Here is a 21,538-nt window from a genome sequence, read left to right on the forward strand (position 1 = left end):
CCTAGGCTTCCTCTGCCTCTTCGCGGCCCCGGCGAACAAAGGCCGTGGTGGCCAGGACGAGGACGGACAAGCCGAGCAATACAAATATCAGGCTGATCGGGCGCTGGAAGAAAACGAAGGGATCGCCATGAGACACCGCCATTGCGCGCCTGAAGTTTTCCTCAAACATCGGCCCCAGGATGAAGCCCAGGATGAAAAGAGCCGGGCTCAGCCCTGCCGCGCGCAGCAGATAACCAAGCAATCCAAAGAACACGAGAGCATAGATCTGAAAGGAGGACGACCCCATCGTGAAGACCCCGACACAGGCAAAGGCCAAAACGAAAACGTAGAGCCAGTGATAGGGGACCTTGAGCAATCGCACCCAGAGCCCGATCAACGGCAGATTGAGGACAACGAGAAACAGATTGCCGATCCACATGGAGGCGATCAGCCCCCAGAACAGCGGCGCATGATCGGTCATCATGCGCGGCCCCGGTGCCACGCCGTGGATCATGAAGGCTCCCAGCAGCAGCGCCATCACGGGACTGCCGGGAATGCCGAGCAGCAGCGTGGGAATAAAGCCGGTCTGGGAGGCGGCATTGTTGGCCGATTCCGGTGCGGCCACCCCTTCGATGGCGCCGGCGCCGAAGCGCTCAGGTTCCCTGGCCACGCTCTTTTCGACCATATAAGCCGAAAAGGAACTCATCGCCACGCCGGCTCCTGGCAACACCCCAAGCAGAGAGCCGATGCCTGTGCCACGCAGAACGGCGGGCCAGGCGTCTCGAAAGTCCTGCCGCGTTGGCCAGAGCTTCCCGATAGCGCTGGTTGTGATGGTTTCCCCGGACTGCTTGGAGGTATTGCCGACGATTTCAGCGATAGCGAACAGCCCAACGGCAAGCACCGCAAAATCGACACCGTCCCGCAATTCGGGAATGCCAAAGGTGAAGCGGAAGACGCCCGTCATGACATCGGAACCACCCAGCCCGAAAATAACGCCCAGAAGGGCCACGCCTATTCCCTTTATTGCACCCCCGCGTGTCATGGTGGCCACCATGAGGAGCGCTGCAAACACCAGTGCCGCATATTCCGCCGCGCCGAAGCGCATGGCGATGGCTGCAAGAGGTGGCCCGGCTAGTGCGATCAGCAGGGTGCCGATCGTGCCGGCAAAAAACGAACCCAGCGCGGCAACGGCCAGCGCGGCCCCTGCCCGTCCCTGTTTGGCCATCTGATGCCCATCGATACAGGTAACCGCGGAGGACGCTTCACCTGGCAGGTTGACCAGAATTGAGGTCGTCGAGCCGCCATAAGAGGCACCATAATAGATGCCGGCCAACAGGATGATCGAAGCCTCTGCGGGCAAACCGAAACTGAGCGGCAGCAGAAGCGCAATGGTGATGATTGGCCCCACACCGGGCAAGACGCCAATGGCTGTGCCCAAGGTCACACCCAAAAGGCAATAAAGGAGATTGACGGGATTGGTGGCGACCTGAAGGCCGAGTGTCAAAAGCGGAAGCAGATCCATCTCAAAACCCCCAGGCAAAAAGGCGCAGGGGAAGCCCGAGTCCGAACTTGAAAATGGCGGTTATCACGACAACGACCAGGATCATGGCCCCGAACAATTCCCAGCGGGCACCACCCTTTTGCGCAAACCATGCAATCGCAATAAGCGCGATCAAGGCCGGGATAAGCCCCGTGGGCAGAATAAGGGTGGCAAAGGCGAACACCGCTGCCAGAATCACCAGCAAAGGTCGAATTTCGGACACGGAGAAAGCAGGTTTGTGCGACGCCGGATCGCCGGCTTCCATGCGGACCTTGAGCATCTGCGCCATGCCGAGAAGCGCCAACGCAGCGCCTGCCATGACAGGCATTGCGCCACTGCCGGGCTGGTTCATGGTACCCAAACCATAGCCCCAGCCCAGCGCCATCGTGCCGATGCCAAAGACGATGAAAATGATTCCAGCCAAAGCGTCCGAGCCCACCTTCATGGCGCGATACCGACAGAAGTTGATGTGCTCATGGTGCAAATATCCTCTTGATGCAAAGTTGCCCGAAGGTCGCGGCTCGACCCCGAAACGACAACGGCACCGCCTGCTCGTTTCGTCTGGCGAAACAAGGGGCGTCACCGCTCAACTGTTTTGATAGCCGCGCGCGATCTGGAGCCGGTCGACTTCGGCGCCGATGCCCTCAGCCGCATGTTTGAGGGCGGCAACGAACTTGGTGTGGGATCCGAACGAGTTCATTGCCGAGCGAAAATAGGTGATCCCGATGCTGGCCTGCACGGTCCCACGCGAAAAAATCGGCACCGCGATGGTATCGGATGACCGCGGCTCCACATGGGCGTCGCGCATGGCATAGCCCCGCTCACGCACCGTCCGAACCATACGCTCGACAAAGGCCGGATCACGCGCCGAAGGCGGCTCCAGTTCGTCGGAGCCTCGGGCATTGGCGATCAGTTCGGCAATCTGATCGTCGCTGATCGCCGCAAGATAGGCCCGGCCCAGAGCGCGTGTGAACAAGCTCAACCGCATGTTGATTGTGGCGTGAAATGGCGACACAGGGCTGTCATGCACCGTAGAGAAACGCACAACCATTGCCTCACCATCAAAGACTCCGATGGCAACGGGCCATTTGTATTCCGAATTGAGTTTCATCGCCCAGGCACGACCGGCCTCAACCACCAGTGGATCGCCGTGAAAACCATTGCTGAGCGATGTGACAAGTGAGGTGATCTGATAGCCGGCCTGGCGACGATCATTGCTGACAAACCCTCCTGCCTCCAGGGTCTTGAGCATACGCACCAGAGTGGGTTTGGGCAGTCCAGTCGCCTCATGAAGCGACTGGATCGTGGAGTAGGGCTCGCGGTTCATGGCTTGCAGCACCGCCAAAATGCGGCTTGCAGATCTGATCTCACTACTCTTGCCAACGACCACCGGCGAATCCAACACTGCCGTCCCGAACCATTCCGTCGAGTCGACACTATCGGCCCGCAGCTCACGATTTGAAAGGGGCGGCGCCATCACCGGTGTTACGTCACTCATGGTGCAACCCTGACCACGACCTTGCCCATCTGGTCGTTGCTGTCCATCAGCGCATGGGCTCGCCGCATATCATCGAATGCGAAAACCTCATGGATGTGGGTCCTGATCTGTCCTGTTTCGATCAGAGGCCATACCCGATCGGTCAGTTGCGAGGCGATCTGCCCTTTATAGGCGGGCGAACGGGGCCGCAAAGTGGAACCGGTGAGCGTAAGGCGCCGACGAACAATGTCGTTGAGATTGATTGCTGCGGTCTTTCCCAGATGGCTGGCGATCAGCACGAGCCGACCGTCAGATCTCAGAAGGTCGAGTTCGGGCTGCGTATAGGGCCCGGCCTGTCCATCAAGGATAACGTCGACCCCCTGCCCGCCCGTTGCGGCACGCACCTGATCGGTCCAACCTGGATCGCGATAGTCGAAGGCGTGCGATGCACCGAACTCGAGACACAATTGTCGCTTTTCCGGGGTTGAAGCCGTTACGATCACTGTGCCATCGAACAAGTGACGCGCGATCTGGGTGGCCGCAAGCCCGACGCCACTCGAGCCGCCCTGAATCAAAAGCGTTTCCTTGTCGGCAAATCGGGCCAGCAGGACAATATTGTTCCAGGCCGTAAAGAAGACTTCGGGGAGAGAGGCGGCTTCCTCTATGCTGAACCCTTGAGGGACCGGCATGGTTTGAACTGCGGGAACGCAGCAAAATTCCGCATAACCTCCACCGTTGGTGAGCGCACAGACTTGCCTTCCCAGTATCGCAGTATCGACGCCCTGCCCCACGGCGTCGACCGTGCCGGCAACATCGAGGCCGGGCAGATCGCTGGCATCTGGCGGGGGCGGATAGAGCCCACGCCTTTGCTGGATATCCGGACGGTTGAGGCCTATTGCAGCCACCTTGATGCGCACTTCGTCGGGCCGTGGCTCGGGACGCGGCCGTTCGGCCATCCGAAGGACCTCGGGCCCGCCTGCACCCGCGATTTCAATGACGCGCATCGCCTCGGTCATTTTTCGTGAACCACCCGGTTGGCCAATTTTCCAAGGCCCTCGATCTCGCACTCGATCAACCCATTCATCTTGTGCATGTTGATCTCGCGGTGGCCGTGCGGATATTTGCCCACACCCTTGGCCGTTGTCCCGAAAATGATGATGTCACCGGGTTCAAGAGTAAACCATTCGCTCGCGTCAGCAATCACCTGCTCGACAGTGAACATGTAGTTTGACGTGTTATCCTGGGCGAAAGGCTCACCGTTGAAATAGCCCCGCACGTCGAGGGTGTTGGGATTTGCTATCTCGTCGGCCGTGGTAATCCAGGGCCCCATCGGCCCGAACGTATCGGTCGCCTTCGATCGCGTGTGGTAGACGAAATAGATGTCGTTGTCGTCCTCGCCATGCCGGTTGCGCCAGGCGAAATGATGAGGGCGGGTCAATTCGGGTGCCCGGGTCGTGGCAATCGAGTCATAGCCGAATTTGATGCCGTGCGAAGTAATGTCGTTGGCTATCGAATAGCCGAAGATGACATCGCGCGCCTCCTCTACCGAAACGTTCTTTGCCCGCTTGCCAATGATAGCAGCAAGTTCGAGTTCGGGAATGGTCTCTCCATAGTGCTCCTTCATGATGATCGGATGGTTGTGTCCAGTCAGGCAGGAGGGCGCTTTGAGAAAATAATTGGGAACAGTTGGGCTCTTGTGAGCCTCCTTGCGGATACCGCGATTGTTCATCGCTACGCCCATGAATTTGGTCGGACGCGGCTGCGGCGGCCGGAAATCGATGTCCGCCACCCGGAGCATGCTTGCGCCGTTGGCAGCAGCTGTCTCGACTGCGCCGCGCGCCCGTGACAACTCATCGGGCCCTGCCTCTATCAGGTCGTTGAGGCTAGCGGGCACAGCCCCGAGCCCGGCCGCCTGATAGGCGGCCGACAGCGTCACGGCGCCGGTGTCGCCGATTGCGGCAATGAGCGTATCGCGCCCCTCGATAAGGGCCGTTCCCAGCTTCATGGTTTGAGACTTTCTTCAACAGTAGTGGAATGCGGGAGGAGTCAGCTTTCCAGGCCGACGAGGCGTGCAGGATTGTCGCGAACCATCTTGCCGACATCCTCGTCGGAAAAGCCCAGTGCGAGCAGCATGGCTATGATCTGGCGCATCCCCTCCACCGGGCTTGGATTATCAACCTGACCAAGGTCCGAGCCTATTGATGAGTTGGCGACGCCGGCCGCATCGACTTGGGCTTTGAGTTCATCGGGAGGGAAGACGTTGAATCGCGAGTCGACAAACAGGCAGGCGGACTGCTCGATCATCGCGCCCATGGCCGCAAGCTCGGAAACATCTTCATACGTGCAGTGAAGGCCGTAAGCGGGGTGGTTGACCAGCAGCCTTTTCACGCCGCGCCGCTTGGCTTCATCGAAGAGGACCCAGACCTCTGCAATGTGAAGGTGGCCGGACGACAAGATCACATCGTGCTCGGCGATGATGTCTAGGATCTGTTTGACCGGGTCGAGCAACTCGCCTGTCGCGTCAATAACGGTGATCCCATACGGCTTACGCAACTGCACATTGCTGGCCAGCCTGGCGTTGCGGTGCGTGTTGCGGATGTGATTGGCCGCATGCGCTGTCGGCATGAAGACAAGCTTCGCACCCATCTTCACGTTGTAGTCCACCGCGTGAGGATTCAGACCACCAACGGTATTGTTGAGAACCAGCGAGCCAAACATGTGGACGCCCGAACTGGCGCTGATACGCTCGAGCATCGGCATCATTGGTGAAACGGAATAGTGGTGATCCTTGAACAACACCCCACGCATGCCCGCAGCCGCCGCTTGGTCGACCTCTTCAAGGTGGTCGAGCTGGCGTGGCATGGTGGACGGCCCGGAATGAACGTGCAAGTCCACGGCCCCCTTCAAAAGAGCATCAACACGCTCGGGCGCAATTGAATCGATAAGCGCACGCGCTTCGCTACGCCATTGTTTTCCGGCCATTTTCGACTACTTCATTTTTGCGTTTCGATTGCCGGCGAAGCTAGAAGAAAGCCGTTATCGCTTCAAAGTGAGCAGGCCACCTTTTCGCCAGTCGAAACGCCTGATCGGGTGCCAGGCTGGTAGTCGGTGATGTCGCATATAGCGCCGGAAGGCGGATGCCTGTTGCGCTGCCAGATCAAAATGGAGCGGCACACCGAACATACCGCCAGCGACCTTCGCGCGGCTGTTCGATCAGATTAGGCAGTATGGAAGGACTGGGAGAAAGTGGAGCGGGTGAAGGGAATCGAACCCTCGTCGTAAGCTTGGAAGGCTTCTGCTCTACCATTGAGCTACACCCGCCCGAGGGTGTCTCGCCACTGTGTCCGGTTCATGCCCTGTGGGCAAGCACGATTTTGGTGGAGGGGGCTGGATTCGAACCAGCGTACGCTAAGCGGTCAGATTTACAGTCTGATGGATTTAACCACTCTCCCACCCCTCCCCAATCGTGACATCGGCGAAGCGAGGCATTTGCAATAGCACCCGTTTCCAAACACCATCACGGGGCGGTTTATGGTGGTAGCGACCTTCCCTGTCAACTGCCATCGCAAGGAAATTTCATATGTTTCACCACTGTGCTTGCCGCTTGCCGAGTTCGCGGCAAAGCGATACGCCATTGCCATGAGCAAGAACAAGTTCCCATCCAAAAGGCGCCCACCCATTCTGCCGGACGATGGGCCGGTCTATCTTTACGGGCTGCACACCGTGCGCGCCGCGCTCGACAATCCGCGTCGCGCCAAGCGGCGACTCCTGGCAACACCGAACGGTCTCAACAGATTGACCGAGGGCGCGGCCCTGCCCCAATTGGCAGTACAAGAAACGACGCCTCGTGACCTCGACAAACTGCTTGGTGCAGATGCGGTGCATCAGGGCGTTGCACTGGAAGTCGATCCGGTCGATCGCTTCGGCCTTGCCGATATCGAAAAGCTCGACCTGGTGATCGTTCTCGATCAGGTGACCGATCCGCACAATGTCGGGGCCATCCTGCGAACGGCCTGCGCCTTCGGCGCCGATGCAGTGGTCACCACGGCGCGTTATGCGCCCCGGGAAACCGGTGTACTGGCCAAATCGGCCTCCGGAGCGCTGGATCTGATTCCCATGGTGTCGGTGCGCAATCTCGGCGATGCGCTCGAAACCCTCAAGAGCAACGGCCTTGTGTGTCTCGGATTTGATTCCGAAGCGCCCGGACTGCTACGCCCCCGCCCCGCCGGCGGCAAGCTGGCCATCGTGCTCGGCGCCGAAGGCAAGGGATTGCGGCAGAAAACGCGGTCGCTGTGTGACGAGATGGTGCGGCTCGATATGCCTGGACCGATCAAATCGCTCAACGTCTCCAATGCTGCGGCAATTGCCCTGTTCGCCGCGACAGCCGGCTAGACTTCCGGATCAACGCTTGATGCATCAGCGGTTATGACGGGGCCGTCGAATACCCCGCCACCAGACGATCTCAGTGCAACGACCTGATAACCTCGCTCTCGCAAGGTCTTGAGAAATTCCGGGAGCACCGCGGCCGTTCGCAAGTGAATGTCGTGGAACAGCACTACCCCCGCCCCCTGTTCATCAAGCCGCGCAAGCGTGCGGTCGAGCACCTGTTGCGGAGTTTCAGCGAAATAGTCCTTGGAGTCGATATCCACATCGAGAACGATGAAGCGGCTCTCGACCGCGCTGGTGCGGATCACACCATTCTGCGCCAGATAGGGGAACCGGAAAAAACGCGACGGCGCGAGGTCGTCTGGCGCCAGCGCCGCCGCGACGGCCTGTTGCCCCGCATAGATTTCGGCGACTGCCTCCTGATTGCTCAGATTGGACAAATCGACATGATTGTAAGTGTGGGTGCCGATCGTGTGTCCGCGGGCCGCAACCTCGCGCACAAGCGAGGGATAGCGCTCAGCGGCCGATCCGAGCATGAGGAAGGTCGCCTTGACCCCATACTGATCCAGCGTATCGAGAATGGACTCAGTAATGCCAGCACGGGGACCGTCATCGAAAGTCAGTATGATTTCGCCCGGTTGCAGACCCAATGGCCCAGATTCCGAAACCGTCACCGTTCGGCCGGCGAGCTTTCCGGAAAATATTGAAGGCATTACGGGCATCGGCTGGTAGGCCGTCCTCAAACTCATGGCCATCGGATTGATCGAGCTGGTGCTCATCGTATCGACGCCCGCACTGGTCATCAAATCCGGATTCATCTCGGGCGGTTTGGCACATCCTGCCAATAACGCCGCCACTACCCCCAATAGACATGCTGTCCGCACAACACCAACCACCCGGCCGAACAATCCTGATCGGCACCCAAGCTGCGTGCAACATGGTTAACAACGCGTTCAGAATGCAGGAGTTTATACTTAACGAACAGTTACTTGGCCGAGCGCTCCCGCTTGAGCCGAACTGCATGTTCGTCGAGGGCCTGGAGAAAACTCGACTTGTCGCGCGCGGTGAACTCGCGGTTGTAGCCCTTGCTCTCGCCGGTTTCGCGCAAGTGCTGGTTGAGATCGCGCATGGCCAGCGCCATGCCGATCGAAGCTGTCGTAAACGGCTTGCCAGACGGGCCCAGAACATGGGCACCCTTTTCCAGCGCGCGTGACGCCAGCGGGATGTCGGAGGTGATAACAATGTCGCCGGCACCCGCATGATCGACGATCCAGTCGTCGGCGGCATCGGCACCCTGGGGCACCATGACGTGGCGGATCATGGGATCGCGCGACGGTCGCAGCCCGAAATTCGCAACGAAGGTCACAACGAGCCCATGCCGCTCGGCAACGCGGGTGACTTCGGCCTTGACCGGGCACGCATCAGCGTCGACGTAGATTTCAGGCATGGTCAGTAAAGAACCACCGACCGAATGGATTCGCCCGAATGCATCAGCTCGAACCCCTTGTTGATGTCTTCGAGCCGCAGCGTGTGGGTGATCATCGGATCGATCTCGATCTTGCCGTTCATGTACCAGTCGACGATTTTGGGCACGTCCGTGCGTCCTCGCGCGCCGCCAAACGCCGTGCCCATCCAGGTGCGGCCCGTGACGAGCTGGAAAGGACGCGTGGAAATTTCCTGCCCGGCGCCGGCCACGCCGATGATGACCGATTTGCCCCAGCCACGATGGCTGGCTTCGAGAGCCTGACGCATCACCGTCACATTGCCCGTGCAATCGAATGTATAATCGGCACCACCAATCTGATCGGCACCTCGCTTGGTCATGTTGACGATATGGCTGACGATATCGCCTTCGATCTCACGCGGGTTGACGAAATGGGTCATCCCGAAGCGCGTGCCCCAGCTTTGCTTGTCATTGTTGAGATCGACGCCGATGATCATGTCGGCACCGGCCATGCGCAGGCCCTGAATGACATTGAGCCCGATACCGCCGAGCCCGAACACAACGGCAGTAGCCCCCTGCTCCACCTTGGCGGTGTTGAGCACTGCGCCAACGCCCGTCGTTACACCACACCCGACGTAGCAGACCTTGTCGAACGGCGCGCTGGCATCGATCTTGGCCACCGCGATTTCGGGCATGACGGTATAGTTCGAGAAGGTCGAGCAGCCCATGTAATGGAACACGGGCTTGCCCTTGTAGGAAAAGCGGGACGTTCCGTCGGGCATCAACCCCTGCCCCTGCGTGGCGCGGATGGCGGTGCAAAGATTGGTCTTGCGCGACAAGCAGGACGGGCATTCCCGACACTCGGGCGTGTAGAGCGGAATGACGTGATCACCGGGTTTGACCGACGTCACACCTGCGCCGACCTCCACGACCACCCCGGCCCCTTCATGGCCGAGTACGGCGGGAAACAATCCCTCGGGATCCGCACCGGAAAGCGTGAAATCGTCGGTGTGGCAGATGCCGGTCGCCTTGATTTCGACAAGCACTTCACCCGCCTTGGGGCCATCGAGGTCGAGCTCGACGATTTCCAGCGGCCCGCCGGCCTCAAATGCAACTGCAGCCCGCGTCTTCATGATCCGCCTCCTCGATTCTGTTCGGAAAGCAAAGTTGGCACAGCCCGAACACAAAGGGCAAATGATGAAAACGAGAACGGGCGCCGAAGCGCCCGCTGCCGATCACTCTTTCATGGCCCCCGGCCCCGGCGTGGCACCAGGTGGGCATTTGCCCAGAATGATCATGCCCAGCACTTCGTCCTTGGTCACGTCGGCGGTCTTGGCAGAGCCAACCACCTGGCCGTTCTTCATCACGCACACCCTGTCAGCGAGATCGAACACGTCGTGAATGTCGTGACTGATGAGAAAGATACCGATGCCTTCGGACTTGAGCTGCTTGATGAGATCACCGACCTGCGTGGTCTCCTGCGGTCCCAACGCGGCTGTAGGTTCGTCCATTATCAGTATCCGCGCATTGAACAGGATTGCCCGTGCAATGGCCACCGACTGGCGCTGACCGCCCGAAAGGGCTTTGACCGGCTCCTTGAAACGCCGGAAATTGGGGTTGAGGCGTCCCATGACCTCGCGCGCCTTGTGTTCCATGGCGACGTCATCAAGCGTGCCGATGGCCGTGGTCAATTCACGCCCGAGGAACAGATTGGCCGCTGCATCGACATTGTCGGCCACCGCGAGGGTCTGGTAGATCGTCTCGATGCCATATGCCTTGGCATCGCGAGGATTGTTGATCGTTGCGCTCTGCCCATCGATCCGAATATCGCCCGAATCTCGCTTGTAGGCACCCGACAGTATCTTGATCAGCGTCGATTTTCCCGCGCCATTATGCCCGAGCAGACCGACCACCTCACCGGGATAAAGATCGATGGAAGCGCTGTCGACGGCACGAATGCCACCGAACGCGATGGAAATGTCTTCGAGTTCAACGAGCGGAGTTGTCACGTGTTGGTTCATCGATTCAAATCCTTACTGCCCGCGATTGCGGTAGAGCGTATCGAGCCAGACCGCGACCACGAGGACTATGCCCACGACGATCGACTGAAGCGGGCTGTCGAGCCCCATCAGCACCATGCCGGACTGGAGTGACTGCATCACAAGCGCGCCGATCATGGCGCCGACGATGGTACCCACACCGCCCGAAAGCGAGGTGCCGCCAATCACCGCCGCAGCGATGACGTAAAGCTCGTCCAGCGTTCCCATGGCATTGGTTGCCGCGTTAAGCCGGGCCGACGAGATCGACGCGGCGATGGCGCACAGCGCGCCCATGAGCATGAAGATCTTGACGGTGACCCAGCGGGTATTGATGCCGGCCAGTTCGGCCGCTTCAGGGCTGCCGCCCATGGCAAAGACATACCGCCCGAACCGGGTGCGCGTCGCAATGAAGGTCATGACGACCCCGACACCCACGGCGATCAGCACAGGAATGGCAATGCCATGCGCAATGAACAGCCCGCCTTCCGGAACGGGGATGTTGTTGGCGTTTGCATAGTTTTCCGCAATACGGATGGGCCAGGGATAGGCATTGAAGACCGCCACTGCACCGATGACCGAACCGCAGCCGAGTATGGCGAGAACGCCCTCCGCCCAGACGGGGCGCTGCGGGAAGTTGAACCGCCGGCGCTGCTGGCGCGCATAGATGAGATAGGCGCCGATGGCCAGGCAGGCAACGAGCGCCAAAATCCAGCTCACCGAATAGCCAACCGCACCTTCCGGACCGCCACCCATCAACCGGAAATTGGTATCGAGCGGCGCGACCGTCCGCCCCGATGTCACCCACCAGGCCGCACCGCGCCAGACGAGATAGCCGCCCAGCGTGACAATAAAGGCGGGCACCTTGAGATAGGCGATGATCGAGCCCTGCAAAGCTCCGATCGCGAGGCCGAACGCAAGGCCCACGGCAAGCGTAATGACCCAGATCAGCGGATGGCCGAAGCCGAGCAGCGCAGGCAGATATTCGGTCTGGGTTACGCCCATGACCATCGCAAGCACGCCAAGCAGCGACCCCACCGACAGATCGATGTTGCGGGTGACGATGACCAGCACCATGCCGGTTGCCATGATCGAGATCGAAGCCGTCTGAACCGAGAGGTTCCAGAGGTTTCGAGGGGTCATGAAAAGGCCGCCCGACATGAAATGGAAGCCAATCCAGATCAAGAGCAGCGCCCCGAGCATGCCCAGAAGACGGGTATCGATCTCGGTGGCGCTCAAGAAGCGCTGGATTGGGTTGCCCATCACCAGACCGGACGATGATGAGTTCGATGATGATGACATGGCGTTCTGATCGGCCATTCTCTCCCCCAAAGGGCTGGTTCCTTATGGAACGGGCCGCGGCGCCACAACAGCGCCGCGACCGCGGATCAAAAATTGATGATGCAGATCAGTCGCAAGCGGCAACCGAACCGGCGTCAACGCCCTGACAGACAACGTCCTTGCTGACCCAGCCAGCGTCAATGACCACATCAAGATTGTCCTGCGTGATCGCAACGGGAGCCAGGAACAGCGAGTTCATCTCGACGCCATTCGGGCCACCATCAAACGTCACCGAGCCTTCGATATCGGCAAGTGCAGCGCCGCCGGCCAATTCAACTGCGATCTCGGCAGCCTTGGCGCCAAGTTCACGGCTGTCTTTCCAGACCGACACGGTCTGGGTGCCAAGAGCGATACGGTTGAGGGCGGCATGATCGCCATCCTGGCCCGAGACCGGCACAGCACCATCAAGCCCCTGAGCGGCAAGGGCGGCAATGGCGCCACCAGCGGTACCGTCGTTCGAGGCAACGACCGCATCGACCTCGTTGTTATTGGCGGTCAGGAACTGTTCCATGTTGGCCTGAGCGTTTTCCGGGAGCCAGCCATCGGTATAGGCTTCGCCGACATTGACGATATCGCCGGCGTCGATCGCATCCTGAAGCACTTCGAGCTGACCCGCATGCAGGAAGTCCGCGTTGGGATCGGTGCTCGAGCCCTTGATGAAGACGTAATTGCCGGTCGGCTGCACGGCAAACACCGATTCAGCCTGCAGGCGGCCAACACCCTGGTTGTCGAAGGTGATGTAGAACGCATCGGCATTTTCGATGAGGCGGTCATAGCCGATCACCGGGATTCCCTCTGCCACTGCGGCGGCGATTGCCGGCTGGATGGCATCGGTATCCTGAGCCAGAACGATGAGCGCATCGGCGCCCTGAGCGATAAGGCTTTCGATATCGGTAAGCTGCTTGGATGCTGAAGACTGCGCGTCTGCGGAAATGTAGCTGGCGCCCATTTCATCAAGCTGAGCCTGGATGGCTGCCTCGTCGGTCTTCCAGCGCTCTTCCTGGAAGTTGGACCAGGAAACGCCAACGGTGATGTCCTGAGCCAGTGCGCCCCCGGCCAGACCGAAAATAACAGTCGTGCCCAGAAGGGCAGCTGCGAAAGTTTTCATGATTTTCCTCCTGCGGACATTTGCGTCCGCCAAACCACAGTAAAAGGGTTATGCCTCCAGCGGTGTGCCTCCTCGGGCCACCGCAACGGATATTTTTCAATACCCGAAAAAATAATTGGCACGGGCGCATTGCTGTGTCAACGTCCATTTGTTCGGCGTGGAAAAATGCGTGCAACCTGGCACAGCAGCCCATAGAAGACCCACGGCGGCACGAGTGGGAGGCCCGTTTGGCGCAGGGCGTTGCGGACACGGAAATGATCCGGCGGCAGAACCGGCTCCTGGTGCTGGACGCATTGCGCCGGCACGGTCCGCTCTCGCGTTCGCAGGTGGCCACGCTGACCGGACTTTCCAATGCCACCCTGACGGCCATTGCCGCAGATCTTGTCGGCGACGGCATCGTTGCCGAACTTGCCGAGCCGCAGGCCGGCGCAAAAGCGCGCGGGCGGCCCGCCGTGCAACTTGTACACAACCGAAGCGCCGGCTTCGTTCTGCTCATCGAACTCGACGTCAACCGCTGCCGTATGTCGCTGCTCGACTATGGCGGCGTGCTCGTCGACAGGGTCGAATCCGGCGTTGGCCCTACCCTCTTTTCCGAAGTCGCACCCGCAGCGTGGTTCATCGAGCGCATCGGCCACATGATTGGCCGCAACACAGATATCGGCAACACGCTGCATGGCGTTTCCATCTCGGTGCAGGGAATATTGAACGCCTCGGGCCATGGGCTGACCTGGTCGCCCATTCCCCATTTGAGCGGCCACGACATCGTGACGGCGATCAACAACCGGCTCGGATTGGCCGCCCACCTGTTCAAGCGCGGCCGGCTGATGGCGGATGGCATGCGCTGGCTCGATCCCGATCTCGCAAGGGCCGGCATCGCAACGATCTATCTCGGCTCGACAATCGGCATGGGGCTGACGCTCCCCACCGACGCAAGTCCCGACGCGGGGCTGGCGACCGAGTTCGGGCACATGATCCATATCCCCGGCGGCGCCTTGTGCCGCTGCGGCGCGCGCGGTTGCGTCGAGGCCTATGCCGCCGATTACGCCATATTGCGTGCCGCCTATTCGGTGCCCGAGCATGCCACGCCGGCCAGCGCCGTCCCGCCCGCCGATTTCCAGCACATCATGGCGCGAGCGCGTCAGGGCGATCGGGCCGCCCAACGGGCCTTTTCTGCAGCTGGAGCGGCCATCGGGCACGGCATAAGCCGGCTGATTTCGATCGTCGAGATCGACAGGCTCATCCTGCTCGGCCCCAACACAGCCGCCCATGACCTGGTCGCAACTGCAATCGCCGAAGGCGCTGCTGCTTCGCTCATGGGCCGGATGCGCGGGTTGCCGCCGATCCAGCTTGTGCCTGACGCCGGCGAGCCGATTTATCGAGGCCTCATGATGAAGACCTTGACCGAAATCGACAGGACTTTTGCCGACCGCGTATCCCTGCCTGCGGCACGCCGTTCCGCGGAATAGGCTCAATCGGTCAGAAACAGGTGCGAATACTGCCGCGGCTGAGACCGCAGATATTGAGGCGGCGCCTTGACCTGCCCGCCCAGCGCCGCAGCAACGTGCCAAGGCCAACGCGGATCATAGAGTACGGCGCGTGCCACCGCGATCATGTCCGCATCACCAGTCGAAACGATGGCCTCGGCCTGCTCGGCCTCGGTAATCAGCCCCACGGCAACCACCGGCATGGAGACGGCCTGTTTGACTTGCCGGGCCAGAGGAACCTGATAGTTCGGCCCGACGGGAATTTTCTGGGCAGGGCTGGTGCCGCCGCTCGAAACGTGAATTGCAGAACATCCTCTTGCCTCGAGTGCCCTGGCGAATGCCACTGTCTGTTCGCCATCCCAGCCACCATCGACCCAGTCGGTTCCCGATACACGTACGGTGACCGGCTTTTGGGAAGGGAAGGCCGCCCGAACGGCGTCGAAAATTTCGAGCGGAAAGCGCATGCGGTTTTCAAGAGACCCGCCATACTCATCATCGCGCCGGTTCGAGATGGGGGACAGAAATTCGTGCAGCAGATAGCCATGCGCAGCGTGAATCTGAACGGCATCGAGCCCCAACCGGTCTGCCCGCCGTGCCGCCTCGGCGAAACAATCGCGGATACGGGCAAGCCCATCTGCGTCCAGCGCCACCGGGTCGTTGTCGCTATCGAGGAAGGCAACCGCGGACGGCGCCTCGGTCTGCCACCCATTCGCGTGATCGGGAGGCAGCTGGGCTCCGCCCTTCCAGGGCACCTCGCAACTCGCCTTGCGGCCAGCATGGGCCAGTTGGACCGAAATGGGCATATCGGACCATCGGCGAATGCCATCCAGCACACGCTTCATGGCCGCTTCCGTTGCATCGTTGTAAAGCCCGACATCACCATAGGTGATCCGGCCCTCCGGCTTTACCGCGGTCGCCTCAATGGTCAGAAGCGCCGCGCCAGACAGTGCCAGGTGCCCGAGATGGATCAGGTGCCAGTCGTTCATTTCCCCGTCCTGTGCCGAATACTGGCACATCGGGGCAATCACGATCCGGTTGGCCAGAGTGGTGTCTCCGATCCTGATCGGCTCGAACAGTTTTGGCTGTGCCATGGTCAGTTGCGTCCTTGTTATGGTGGAATGATAATGGGTAGCGCCGGGGGCGAGGATAAGGCAACAAATCTCCTAACCACACAGCGCCATGATCCTTGCATCGGAGCGGGACTGGTGCTAGCAACCGCTCCGTTGCCGGTATAGCTCAGTTGGTAGAGCATCTGATTTGTAATCAGAGGGTCGCGGGTTCAAGTCCTGCTGCCGGCACCAGTGATCCCCACCGATTTCCCTATTGCATCGAATGAGCTAGACTCGCGGCCAACAGGCGGAGGCTCGATCATCATGACCATCTCGATGGACGCTGCGGCAGAACTTTATCGTCAGGCGATGCGGGAGGGGGTTCGGCGGTTTTCGCTGCTCTATCTTGCGCAAGCGGGGCTGCTGGTGCTCGCCGGCCTGCTCTCGATCATTTCCCCAATATTTTCGGCACAAGCCGTTATCGGGGCCATCGGATGGCTCCTGGTTGCCAGCGGAGTTCTCCAGGGCATCGGGCTGATTCCCGCCCGACATACGCCCTATGTCTGGTTACAACTGATTTCGGCGGTGCTGGCGCTGTTGATCGGGTTTCTCATCCTGCGCAATCCCGGGCAATCAATTTTGGCTTTCGGGCTCTTGCTTGTGGTTTTCTTCATGATCGAAGGGCTCTCCAAAGTTGTCTGGGCGCTGACCATCCGGCCAATTGTCGGCTGGCTCTGGGTCTTGCTCAGTGGGGTGCTCGGGGTGGTCCTTTCGATCATTCTCATCATCAACCTCGAAACCACCGCTCCCTGGCTGATCGCCATATTCGTAGGCCTGCAATTGATCGCGATCGGGGCGGCCATCGGCTATCTCGCCTGGTCGATCCGGCAGGTCACCGAACAGTCCAAACCGATTGGCTGACCTGGCAAGCCGTGGTAAGGCCTTGGCCAGCTTGGCAAATGCGGTTCTGCGGAGGATACCTTGGCGCTCTATACTGATGGCAAGGTTGCCTTTGTCTCCTCTGACACGCCCGAAGCCAATGCGGCCCGGGAGGCGCTGATATCACATCACGGCGATGCGGGGATCGAGAACGCCTCGATCGTCGTTGCGCTGGGCGGTGACGGGCTGATGCTCGAAACGCTGCATCGGGTCATGGACCGGAACGTGCCGGTCTACGGCATGAATTTCGGGACCATCGGTTTCCTGATGAACGACTACAACGCCGACGCCCTGGACGTTCGGCTGCGGGCTGCCCTTCCGACCCGCATTCATCCGCTGGCGATGCGGGTGACCGATTCCGATGGCAAGGTATCCGAAGCGCTCGCGCTCAACGAAGTCTCGCTCTATCGCTCGTCCTATCAGGCCGCCAAGATCAGAATCGCGATCGACGGGGAAACGCGCCTCGAGGAATTGATCTGCGACGGCATCATCGTGGCGACCCCGGCCGGGTCGACCGCCTACAACCTGTCGGCCCACGGTCCCATCCTACCGATCACCGCGCCGCTTCTGGCCCTGACGCCGATCTCGCCATTTCGCCCGCGGCGCTGGCGTGGGGCGATCCTGTCGAACCGGGCCAATATTACCTTTACGACCCAGGAAAACGGCAAGCGGCCCGTCAGTGCGGTTGCAGACAACGTGCAGTTCGACAATGTCGTGGAAGTGCAGGTCCATGAAAGCCGCCGCCATTCGGCAACGCTTCTGTTCGACCCCGGTCACAGCCTCGACGAGCGGGTGCTGATCGAGCAGTTTCGCTACTGACCCGAAATCAGGCCGCCGGAAGCGCCAGACGCTGCTGGCGCAGATCGGGCACCATGATCTCATCGGGCGATTCGGCGGCAAAGGCAGGCATCACGCCGCGCGCCGCGCTGCGGGCCAGCGCGATATTCTGCTCGTTGAGATAGGCAAACGATTCTTCGAGCGCAGCGGGAAGCACCCCGTCGTGCTCGACAATCAACTCCTCGATCAGGAGCGAAACGACGCAGTGGCGCGCCGCCACATCATCGGCCAGATCGGCCTGCCGTGCATGACCGACCAGGCGCGCGAGCAAGTTGCGCACCGCAGGGGTAAACCCGCAGCGGCTGAATACGGCATGCAGCGCCGCGCGGCTGCCGCTGTCGAGAATGGTGAAAATCTTGGCCCGCGGTGTGCCCGAGAGATGGGAAAGCGCGTCGGCAAAAAACAGCACGTGCCCGTGCACCATGGCATGCAGCATCAGCCGGGCGTTGATCTTTTCACCCTCCGACATCGCCGCGACATAGCCCCGCGCGCCCCTGCCCGCTTCGCGCTCACCGATGGCCGTGGTTGCGTTGTCGCAGGCATCGCGCATCAGGCGCTCGAGGCGACGCGGCTGGATTGCGCCCTTGACGACCCGCAATCCCAAAAGCGCCTGCCGGACACATTCGACCAGATGCAATCGGGCAATACCGGGCAGATCGCGGCGCTTGAGCAGCGCGCCACGCACCTTTGCGTCCTCGCCCCATTTTTCCGACAGCAGGGTAAGATCATCTTCCGGCAAGGCGATGTCGGCGCGACCCAAAACCCTAAGGCACAGATCGGGATCGCCCAGACGGGTGAGCGCCAGCGCCACACGCTGGCTCAGTGTCGGACGGGCGGTCATTACCGCCAGCATGTCCGGATCGCCCGAGCGGATAATGCCCATCAGATCGGCATCGAGCAGGACCGGGGAAAACTGGACCACGGCACGGGAAATGACCGGCGCGTCCTGGGCCAGAGAGAGCATGATCGGGCGCGGCGCGTTCTCGGAATGCAGCAACCCATAGGCCAGCGCGGCGCGGACCTTGACCGACGGATCGTCGAGAAAATTCATCAGCGCCGCATAAAGCGCTGCCTGCTCGTCCGCCGGCCCGCGATGGGCAAGATAGGCCATGGCAGCCAGATGAGCTGCCTGCCCCCGCTCCTCGCTGTCCCGCGATTGGCAAAGTTGCACGTAACGCTGATAGGCGACCATACGCATCCCCAAAACACTCTTGGGGACAAACTAGCCCGCAAGGTTTAAGTTTTGGTTCACCATAACCGGCCAATTGGCCCCGAGGACTATTCGCCCGAATAGAACCCGCTGAACAGCGCACGGCCCGGCACGACGTTTGGCGTCTGAACGGGAGCCGGTACCGACGATTGCGCTTCGGTGGCAAACAGCGAGGTAAAGGAGACGCCGGGCGGGATCAACGGCGCCGAATCGATTTCCACCCGCGAGGGCAAGGGCTGCTGGCTCGCCAGCTGCTGGGCGGCAAAGGCCGCGTTGTCCGTCGTACCCGAATGGCGGGCCACCAGCGCTTCATAGACCTCCCGCACGCTGCGCGGGCGTCCATTTTCGTAAAAGATCGATGGATTGGCGGCGGCGGGACGCGGAAAGGCCGCTGCCGCATCGGCGTTCGGGTTCTGCAATCCGAGCTCGAAAAACCTCTCGGCCCCGCTCGGCCCGAGAAAATGGGCAATGTAGAGCTCGCCAGGGCTGGGCATGCGTCCGAACTTGCCCATCAGATAATCGCCATTGCGGCGGGTGAAGGCCGCTGCCATGTCGGACGCCACCTGCGGATCGTTGCGCAATTCGAGAATCTGCTGGCGCACCGCCGGATCCGAGACGAAGAATTCGCCCTCATGTTCCTGAATGTGATCGGCAAAATCCTGGTAGCCCAGCCTTGGCCCCTCATCCTTCATCACTTCGAGCCATGTGCTCTCGATGAACTGGAACAGCCCCGTCGCCGACGATGTCTGGGCCTTGGCGCTGGGGTTCAGGCTGCTTTCCCGCATTGCCGTCTGCAGAAGATAATCGAAATCCACACCATTGCGCGCCCCTGCCCTGTCGAGGGCATAGGCGATGGGCTGCGGCACGTTGGAAATCGGGGAGGCCATGAAATCCGACTCAAGTATGCTTGGACGTTAAGGAAACCCTACCGTGGTTAACTCCCGGTTAACCATGCCAATAGGTGGTCAGCGCCGCAGGATCGGGTCGGTCCCGTTCCTCGAGCCGGGTCTGCGGCGTGCCGATGTGAACGAAGGCGACGAAACGCTCCCCTTCCGCCGCCCCCAGCATTGCAGCGGCCTGCGGGTCATAGGCAAACCAGCGGGTGACCCAATGGGCACCAAAACCAAGGGCGTTGGCCGCATGGCAAAGATTGAAAGCGACATTTCCGGCGGCCAGCAATTGCTCAAATTCAGGGATCTTGAAATGAGGAGCGGCCGTCGAGATCACACCGACGGTCAGAGGTGCGGGAAGGAACTGCTTGCGCTCGATTTCAAGCTGCTCGTCGTCGCGCTCGGGCCATTTTGTCTTGGCGATCTCCAGGAGCCGGTCGCCGACATGCTGGCGCGCCTCGCCGTCATAAACCACGAAGCGCCACGGGGCGAGCTTGCCGTGATCGGGAACCCGGCAGGCGATGGTCAGCATCTCCGTCAACTGCTCGGGCGATGGCCCCGGCTCGGCCAGAAACGGCGCGGTGACGGTGCGGCGGGACAACAGATAGTCGCGCAGCGTGGTATTCACAGTCATGACAGCTCCCAACTTGCTCATCGGGCTCCCTTATGACACAGCTTTTCCCCAATCCAAGCCTATCAGAGTGTTCGCTGGCGAGGAGTATTCGGTAAAGAGTGGTTTGATGCGCCTTCGGTCCCTGCTTTTGCTTTTTGTTCTGGCGTTCGGCGCCTTACCGGCCTTCGGCCAGGAAATCGATGAAACGCTCGTCGCCCCGGTTCCCCCGCCACGGCCGACCGAATTCGGCGGCACGGATCAGCCCGCCGATTCGGGCAATGGTGCCGGTCCCGACACGGTAATCGATGGACCCGACACGGGGCCGGACCGGCCCGATTTTTCCGGCATTACCGACCCGCAGCCCGTGACGCTTTCGGCCCGGTTGACCGATGATGGCCCCTTCATTCCCGAAGGGCTGGTGTGGCGCGTTTTCGACACGCGAACCGATGAGACAGGCGAATTGGCGCTGGTCGCGAAATCCGAAGACGCCACGGCAACGCTGAGTCTTCCGCCGGGCGAGTACATCATGCATGTGGCGTACGGGCGGGCCCAGGCCAGCGATACGCTGTTTGTCGAACCCGGCCCCAACACCCATACCATCGTTTTCGAGGTGGGAGGATTGCGGCTCTCGGCGATGATCTCGGGGGACGTGCCGATCCCCAGCGACCTGCTCCGTTTCGATATCTACTCCAACGGCCCCAATGGCCGAGTCACGGTGGCCGAAAACGTGGCGCCCGACGAACTCATCCACCTCAACGCCGGCATCTATGCGATCACTTCGCGCTTTGGTTCGGTCAATGCCGTGGTGCGCACCGAGTTGCGGGTAGAGCCGGGGCAGATCACCGAGGCGACACTGTACCAGAAGGCCGCCCAGGTCGCGCTGAGGCTGGTGTCCGAAGACGGCGGTGAGGCGATTGCCGACGTCGAATGGACGATCAAGACGCCGGAGGGGGAGACCATCTTTGCCGACATCGGCGCATTCCCGACCACCGTGCTGGCCGAGGGCGACTACCTGGCTTTGGCCAAGCTGGGCGAGAATGTCTATAACCGCGAATTCGAGGTGACAGCCGGAAGCCCGCGCGAGGTCGAGATTCTGACGACGGTGTATTGAACGCGCATGCGAAAACCTCCGACGGCGAGATCGCCTCGGTGAATGGTTAGACGGCATGGGGCGATGCACGCTCCGCATTGAAATTTGTATATAT

21 protein-coding genes and 3 tRNA genes are annotated in these 21,538 nt (G+C 60.7%); 6 read left to right on the top strand and 18 right to left on the bottom strand.

Annotated elements, in window-relative coordinates; translation table 11 throughout:
• Position 1 precedes the first annotated feature (1 nt).
• The 8 genes from AACZ55_RS05540 to AACZ55_RS05575 all read right to left on the bottom strand — a co-directional run bounded on the left by AACZ55_RS05540 (position 2) and on the right by AACZ55_RS05575 (position 6,456).
• Complete coding sequence (locus AACZ55_RS05540) at positions 2–1,501, bottom strand: tripartite tricarboxylate transporter permease (RefSeq protein ID WP_338610306.1); 1,500 nt, start codon at positions 1,499–1,501, stop codon at positions 2–4.
• Between the two features lies 1 nt (position 1,502).
• Positions 1,503–1,964 carry a tripartite tricarboxylate transporter TctB family protein gene (locus AACZ55_RS05545; RefSeq protein WP_339643992.1) on the bottom strand — a complete coding sequence of 154 codons (462 nt, stop codon included), beginning with the start codon at positions 1,962–1,964 and terminating at the stop codon, positions 1,503–1,505.
• Positions 1,965–2,105: 141 nt separating this feature from the next.
• Complete coding sequence (locus AACZ55_RS05550) at positions 2,106–3,017, bottom strand: helix-turn-helix domain-containing protein (RefSeq protein ID WP_339643994.1); 912 nt, start codon at positions 3,015–3,017, stop codon at positions 2,106–2,108.
• Positions 3,014–4,012, bottom strand: a complete 999-nt coding sequence (locus AACZ55_RS05555; protein WP_339643996.1) for an NAD(P)H-quinone oxidoreductase — start codon at positions 4,010–4,012, stop codon at positions 3,014–3,016. The genes AACZ55_RS05550 and AACZ55_RS05555 overlap by 4 nt, the downstream gene beginning before the upstream one ends.
• Positions 4,009–5,001, bottom strand: a complete 993-nt coding sequence (locus tag AACZ55_RS05560) for a fumarylacetoacetate hydrolase family protein (protein ID WP_339643998.1) — start codon at positions 4,999–5,001, stop codon at positions 4,009–4,011. The genes AACZ55_RS05555 and AACZ55_RS05560 overlap by 4 nt, the downstream gene beginning before the upstream one ends.
• A 41-nt stretch (positions 5,002–5,042) precedes the next feature.
• On the bottom strand, positions 5,043–5,978 hold the full coding sequence (locus tag AACZ55_RS05565) for a DUF6282 family protein (protein WP_339644001.1): 936 nt from the start codon (positions 5,976–5,978) through the stop codon (positions 5,043–5,045).
• Between the two features lie 265 nt (positions 5,979–6,243).
• Positions 6,244–6,317, bottom strand: a tRNA-Gly gene (locus AACZ55_RS05570).
• A 54-nt stretch (positions 6,318–6,371) separates the two neighbouring features.
• A tRNA-Tyr gene (locus AACZ55_RS05575) sits at positions 6,372–6,456 on the bottom strand.
• A gap of 71 nt (positions 6,457–6,527) precedes the next feature.
• Between AACZ55_RS05575 and rlmB the strand changes: the two genes are divergently transcribed.
• On the top strand, positions 6,528–7,388 hold the full coding sequence (gene rlmB, locus AACZ55_RS05580; protein WP_339644004.1) for a 23S rRNA (guanosine(2251)-2'-O)-methyltransferase RlmB: 861 nt from the start codon (positions 6,528–6,530) through the stop codon (positions 7,386–7,388).
• On the opposite strand, the gene AACZ55_RS05585 is transcribed toward rlmB, so the two are convergent.
• The 6 genes from AACZ55_RS05585 to xylF form a co-directional block, all read right to left on the bottom strand.
• The gene (locus AACZ55_RS05585) at positions 7,385–8,185 is read right to left on the bottom strand and encodes a polysaccharide deacetylase family protein (protein ID WP_339644007.1); all 801 of its coding nucleotides are present in this window, start codon (positions 8,183–8,185) and stop codon (positions 7,385–7,387) included. The genes rlmB and AACZ55_RS05585 overlap by 4 nt on opposite strands.
• Before the next feature lie 182 nt (positions 8,186–8,367).
• Positions 8,368–8,829, bottom strand: a complete 462-nt coding sequence (locus AACZ55_RS05590) for a YaiI/YqxD family protein (protein ID WP_339644010.1) — start codon at positions 8,827–8,829, stop codon at positions 8,368–8,370.
• A gap of 2 nt (positions 8,830–8,831) precedes the next feature.
• Positions 8,832–9,959, bottom strand: a complete 1,128-nt coding sequence (locus tag AACZ55_RS05595; RefSeq protein WP_339644014.1) for an S-(hydroxymethyl)glutathione dehydrogenase/class III alcohol dehydrogenase — start codon at positions 9,957–9,959, stop codon at positions 8,832–8,834.
• Between the two features lie 102 nt (positions 9,960–10,061).
• Positions 10,062–10,847: an ATP-binding cassette domain-containing protein gene (locus tag AACZ55_RS05600; RefSeq protein WP_338610293.1), complete on the bottom strand. Its 786-nt coding sequence runs from the start codon at positions 10,845–10,847 to the stop codon at positions 10,062–10,064.
• 12 nt (positions 10,848–10,859) lie between these two features.
• A complete protein-coding gene (locus tag AACZ55_RS05605) occupies positions 10,860–12,182 on the bottom strand; it encodes a sugar ABC transporter permease (RefSeq protein WP_338610292.1) in 1,323 nt (440 codons plus the stop codon).
• Between the two features lie 88 nt (positions 12,183–12,270).
• On the bottom strand, positions 12,271–13,311 hold the full coding sequence (gene xylF, locus AACZ55_RS05610) for a D-xylose ABC transporter substrate-binding protein (RefSeq protein ID WP_339644019.1): 1,041 nt from the start codon (positions 13,309–13,311) through the stop codon (positions 12,271–12,273).
• Positions 13,312–13,538: 227 nt separating this feature from the next.
• On the opposite strand from xylF, the gene AACZ55_RS05615 reads away from it, so the two are divergent.
• A complete protein-coding gene (locus tag AACZ55_RS05615) occupies positions 13,539–14,777 on the top strand; it encodes an ROK family transcriptional regulator (RefSeq protein WP_339644022.1) in 1,239 nt (412 codons plus the stop codon).
• Between the two features lie 2 nt (positions 14,778–14,779).
• Here AACZ55_RS05615 and AACZ55_RS05620 read toward each other — a convergent pair whose 3' ends face one another.
• Positions 14,780–15,886 (bottom strand): NADH:flavin oxidoreductase/NADH oxidase, encoded by a 1,107-nt coding sequence (locus tag AACZ55_RS05620; RefSeq protein ID WP_339644025.1) that lies wholly within the window; start codon positions 15,884–15,886, stop codon positions 14,780–14,782.
• Positions 15,887–16,020: 134 nt separating this feature from the next.
• Here AACZ55_RS05620 and AACZ55_RS05625 point away from each other — a divergent pair.
• From AACZ55_RS05625 to AACZ55_RS05635, 3 genes are all read left to right on the top strand, one after another.
• Positions 16,021–16,096, top strand: a tRNA-Thr gene (locus AACZ55_RS05625).
• 72 nt (positions 16,097–16,168) lie between these two features.
• Positions 16,169–16,765, top strand: coding sequence for a DUF308 domain-containing protein (locus AACZ55_RS05630; RefSeq protein WP_338610288.1), 597 nt, complete (start codon positions 16,169–16,171; stop codon positions 16,763–16,765).
• 60 nt (positions 16,766–16,825) lie between these two features.
• Complete coding sequence (locus AACZ55_RS05635; protein ID WP_338610287.1) at positions 16,826–17,602, top strand: NAD kinase; 777 nt, start codon at positions 16,826–16,828, stop codon at positions 17,600–17,602.
• A gap of 7 nt (positions 17,603–17,609) precedes the next feature.
• Here the strand turns inward: AACZ55_RS05635 and AACZ55_RS05640 are convergent, their stop codons facing one another.
• The 3 genes from AACZ55_RS05640 to AACZ55_RS05650 form a co-directional block, all read right to left on the bottom strand.
• On the bottom strand, positions 17,610–18,818 hold the full coding sequence (locus tag AACZ55_RS05640; protein ID WP_339644030.1) for a DUF2336 domain-containing protein: 1,209 nt from the start codon (positions 18,816–18,818) through the stop codon (positions 17,610–17,612).
• Between the two features lie 80 nt (positions 18,819–18,898).
• Complete coding sequence (locus AACZ55_RS05645) at positions 18,899–19,717, bottom strand: transglycosylase SLT domain-containing protein (protein ID WP_339644033.1); 819 nt, start codon at positions 19,715–19,717, stop codon at positions 18,899–18,901.
• A gap of 58 nt (positions 19,718–19,775) precedes the next feature.
• Positions 19,776–20,354: a nitroreductase gene (locus AACZ55_RS05650; RefSeq protein WP_339644036.1), complete on the bottom strand. Its 579-nt coding sequence runs from the start codon at positions 20,352–20,354 to the stop codon at positions 19,776–19,778.
• 106 nt (positions 20,355–20,460) lie between these two features.
• On the opposite strand from AACZ55_RS05650, the gene AACZ55_RS05655 reads away from it, so the two are divergent.
• A complete protein-coding gene (locus AACZ55_RS05655; RefSeq protein WP_339644039.1) occupies positions 20,461–21,444 on the top strand; it encodes a hypothetical protein in 984 nt (327 codons plus the stop codon).
• The last annotated feature ends 94 nt before the right edge of the window (positions 21,445–21,538 follow it).

It is taken from the genome of uncultured Pelagibacterium sp., from assembly GCF_963972885.1.
GTDB classification, from domain to species: Bacteria; Pseudomonadota; Alphaproteobacteria; order Rhizobiales; family Devosiaceae; genus Pelagibacterium; species Pelagibacterium nitratireducens.

What these genes read in the sequence shown, in the direction of transcription:
- AACZ55_RS05595 (WP_339644014.1), bottom strand. Translation starts at nt 9,959, where the DNA reads ATGAAGACGCGGGCTGCAGTTGCATTTGAGGCCGGCGGGCCGCTGGAA.
- AACZ55_RS05565 (WP_339644001.1), bottom strand. Translation starts at nt 5,978, where the DNA reads ATGGCCGGAAAACAATGGCGTAGCGAAGCGCGTGCGCTTATCGATTCA.
- AACZ55_RS05655 (WP_339644039.1), top strand. Translation starts at nt 20,461, where the DNA reads ATGCGCCTTCGGTCCCTGCTTTTGCTTTTTGTTCTGGCGTTCGGCGCC.
- AACZ55_RS05605 (WP_338610292.1), bottom strand. Translation starts at nt 12,182, where the DNA reads ATGGCCGATCAGAACGCCATGTCATCATCATCGAACTCATCATCGTCC.
- AACZ55_RS05585 (WP_339644007.1), bottom strand. Translation starts at nt 8,185, where the DNA reads ATGACCAGTGCGGGCGTCGATACGATGAGCACCAGCTCGATCAATCCG.
- AACZ55_RS05600 (WP_338610293.1), bottom strand. Translation starts at nt 10,847, where the DNA reads ATGAACCAACACGTGACAACTCCGCTCGTTGAACTCGAAGACATTTCC.
- AACZ55_RS05590 (WP_339644010.1), bottom strand. Translation starts at nt 8,829, where the DNA reads ATGCCTGAAATCTACGTCGACGCTGATGCGTGCCCGGTCAAGGCCGAA.
- xylF (WP_339644019.1), bottom strand. Translation starts at nt 13,311, where the DNA reads ATGAAAACTTTCGCAGCTGCCCTTCTGGGCACGACTGTTATTTTCGGT.
- AACZ55_RS05645 (WP_339644033.1), bottom strand. Translation starts at nt 19,717, where the DNA reads ATGGCCTCCCCGATTTCCAACGTGCCGCAGCCCATCGCCTATGCCCTC.
- rlmB (WP_339644004.1), top strand. Translation starts at nt 6,528, where the DNA reads ATGGTGGTAGCGACCTTCCCTGTCAACTGCCATCGCAAGGAAATTTCA.
- AACZ55_RS05555 (WP_339643996.1), bottom strand. Translation starts at nt 4,012, where the DNA reads ATGACCGAGGCGATGCGCGTCATTGAAATCGCGGGTGCAGGCGGGCCC.
- AACZ55_RS05650 (WP_339644036.1), bottom strand. Translation starts at nt 20,354, where the DNA reads ATGACTGTGAATACCACGCTGCGCGACTATCTGTTGTCCCGCCGCACC.
- AACZ55_RS05640 (WP_339644030.1), bottom strand. Translation starts at nt 18,818, where the DNA reads ATGCGTATGGTCGCCTATCAGCGTTACGTGCAACTTTGCCAATCGCGG.
- AACZ55_RS05550 (WP_339643994.1), bottom strand. Translation starts at nt 3,017, where the DNA reads ATGAGTGACGTAACACCGGTGATGGCGCCGCCCCTTTCAAATCGTGAG.
- AACZ55_RS05620 (WP_339644025.1), bottom strand. Translation starts at nt 15,886, where the DNA reads ATGGCACAGCCAAAACTGTTCGAGCCGATCAGGATCGGAGACACCACT.
- AACZ55_RS05545 (WP_339643992.1), bottom strand. Translation starts at nt 1,964, where the DNA reads ATGAAGGTGGGCTCGGACGCTTTGGCTGGAATCATTTTCATCGTCTTT.
- AACZ55_RS05560 (WP_339643998.1), bottom strand. Translation starts at nt 5,001, where the DNA reads ATGAAGCTGGGAACGGCCCTTATCGAGGGGCGCGATACGCTCATTGCC.
- AACZ55_RS05630 (WP_338610288.1), top strand. Translation starts at nt 16,169, where the DNA reads ATGACCATCTCGATGGACGCTGCGGCAGAACTTTATCGTCAGGCGATG.
- AACZ55_RS05540 (WP_338610306.1), bottom strand. Translation starts at nt 1,501, where the DNA reads ATGGATCTGCTTCCGCTTTTGACACTCGGCCTTCAGGTCGCCACCAAT.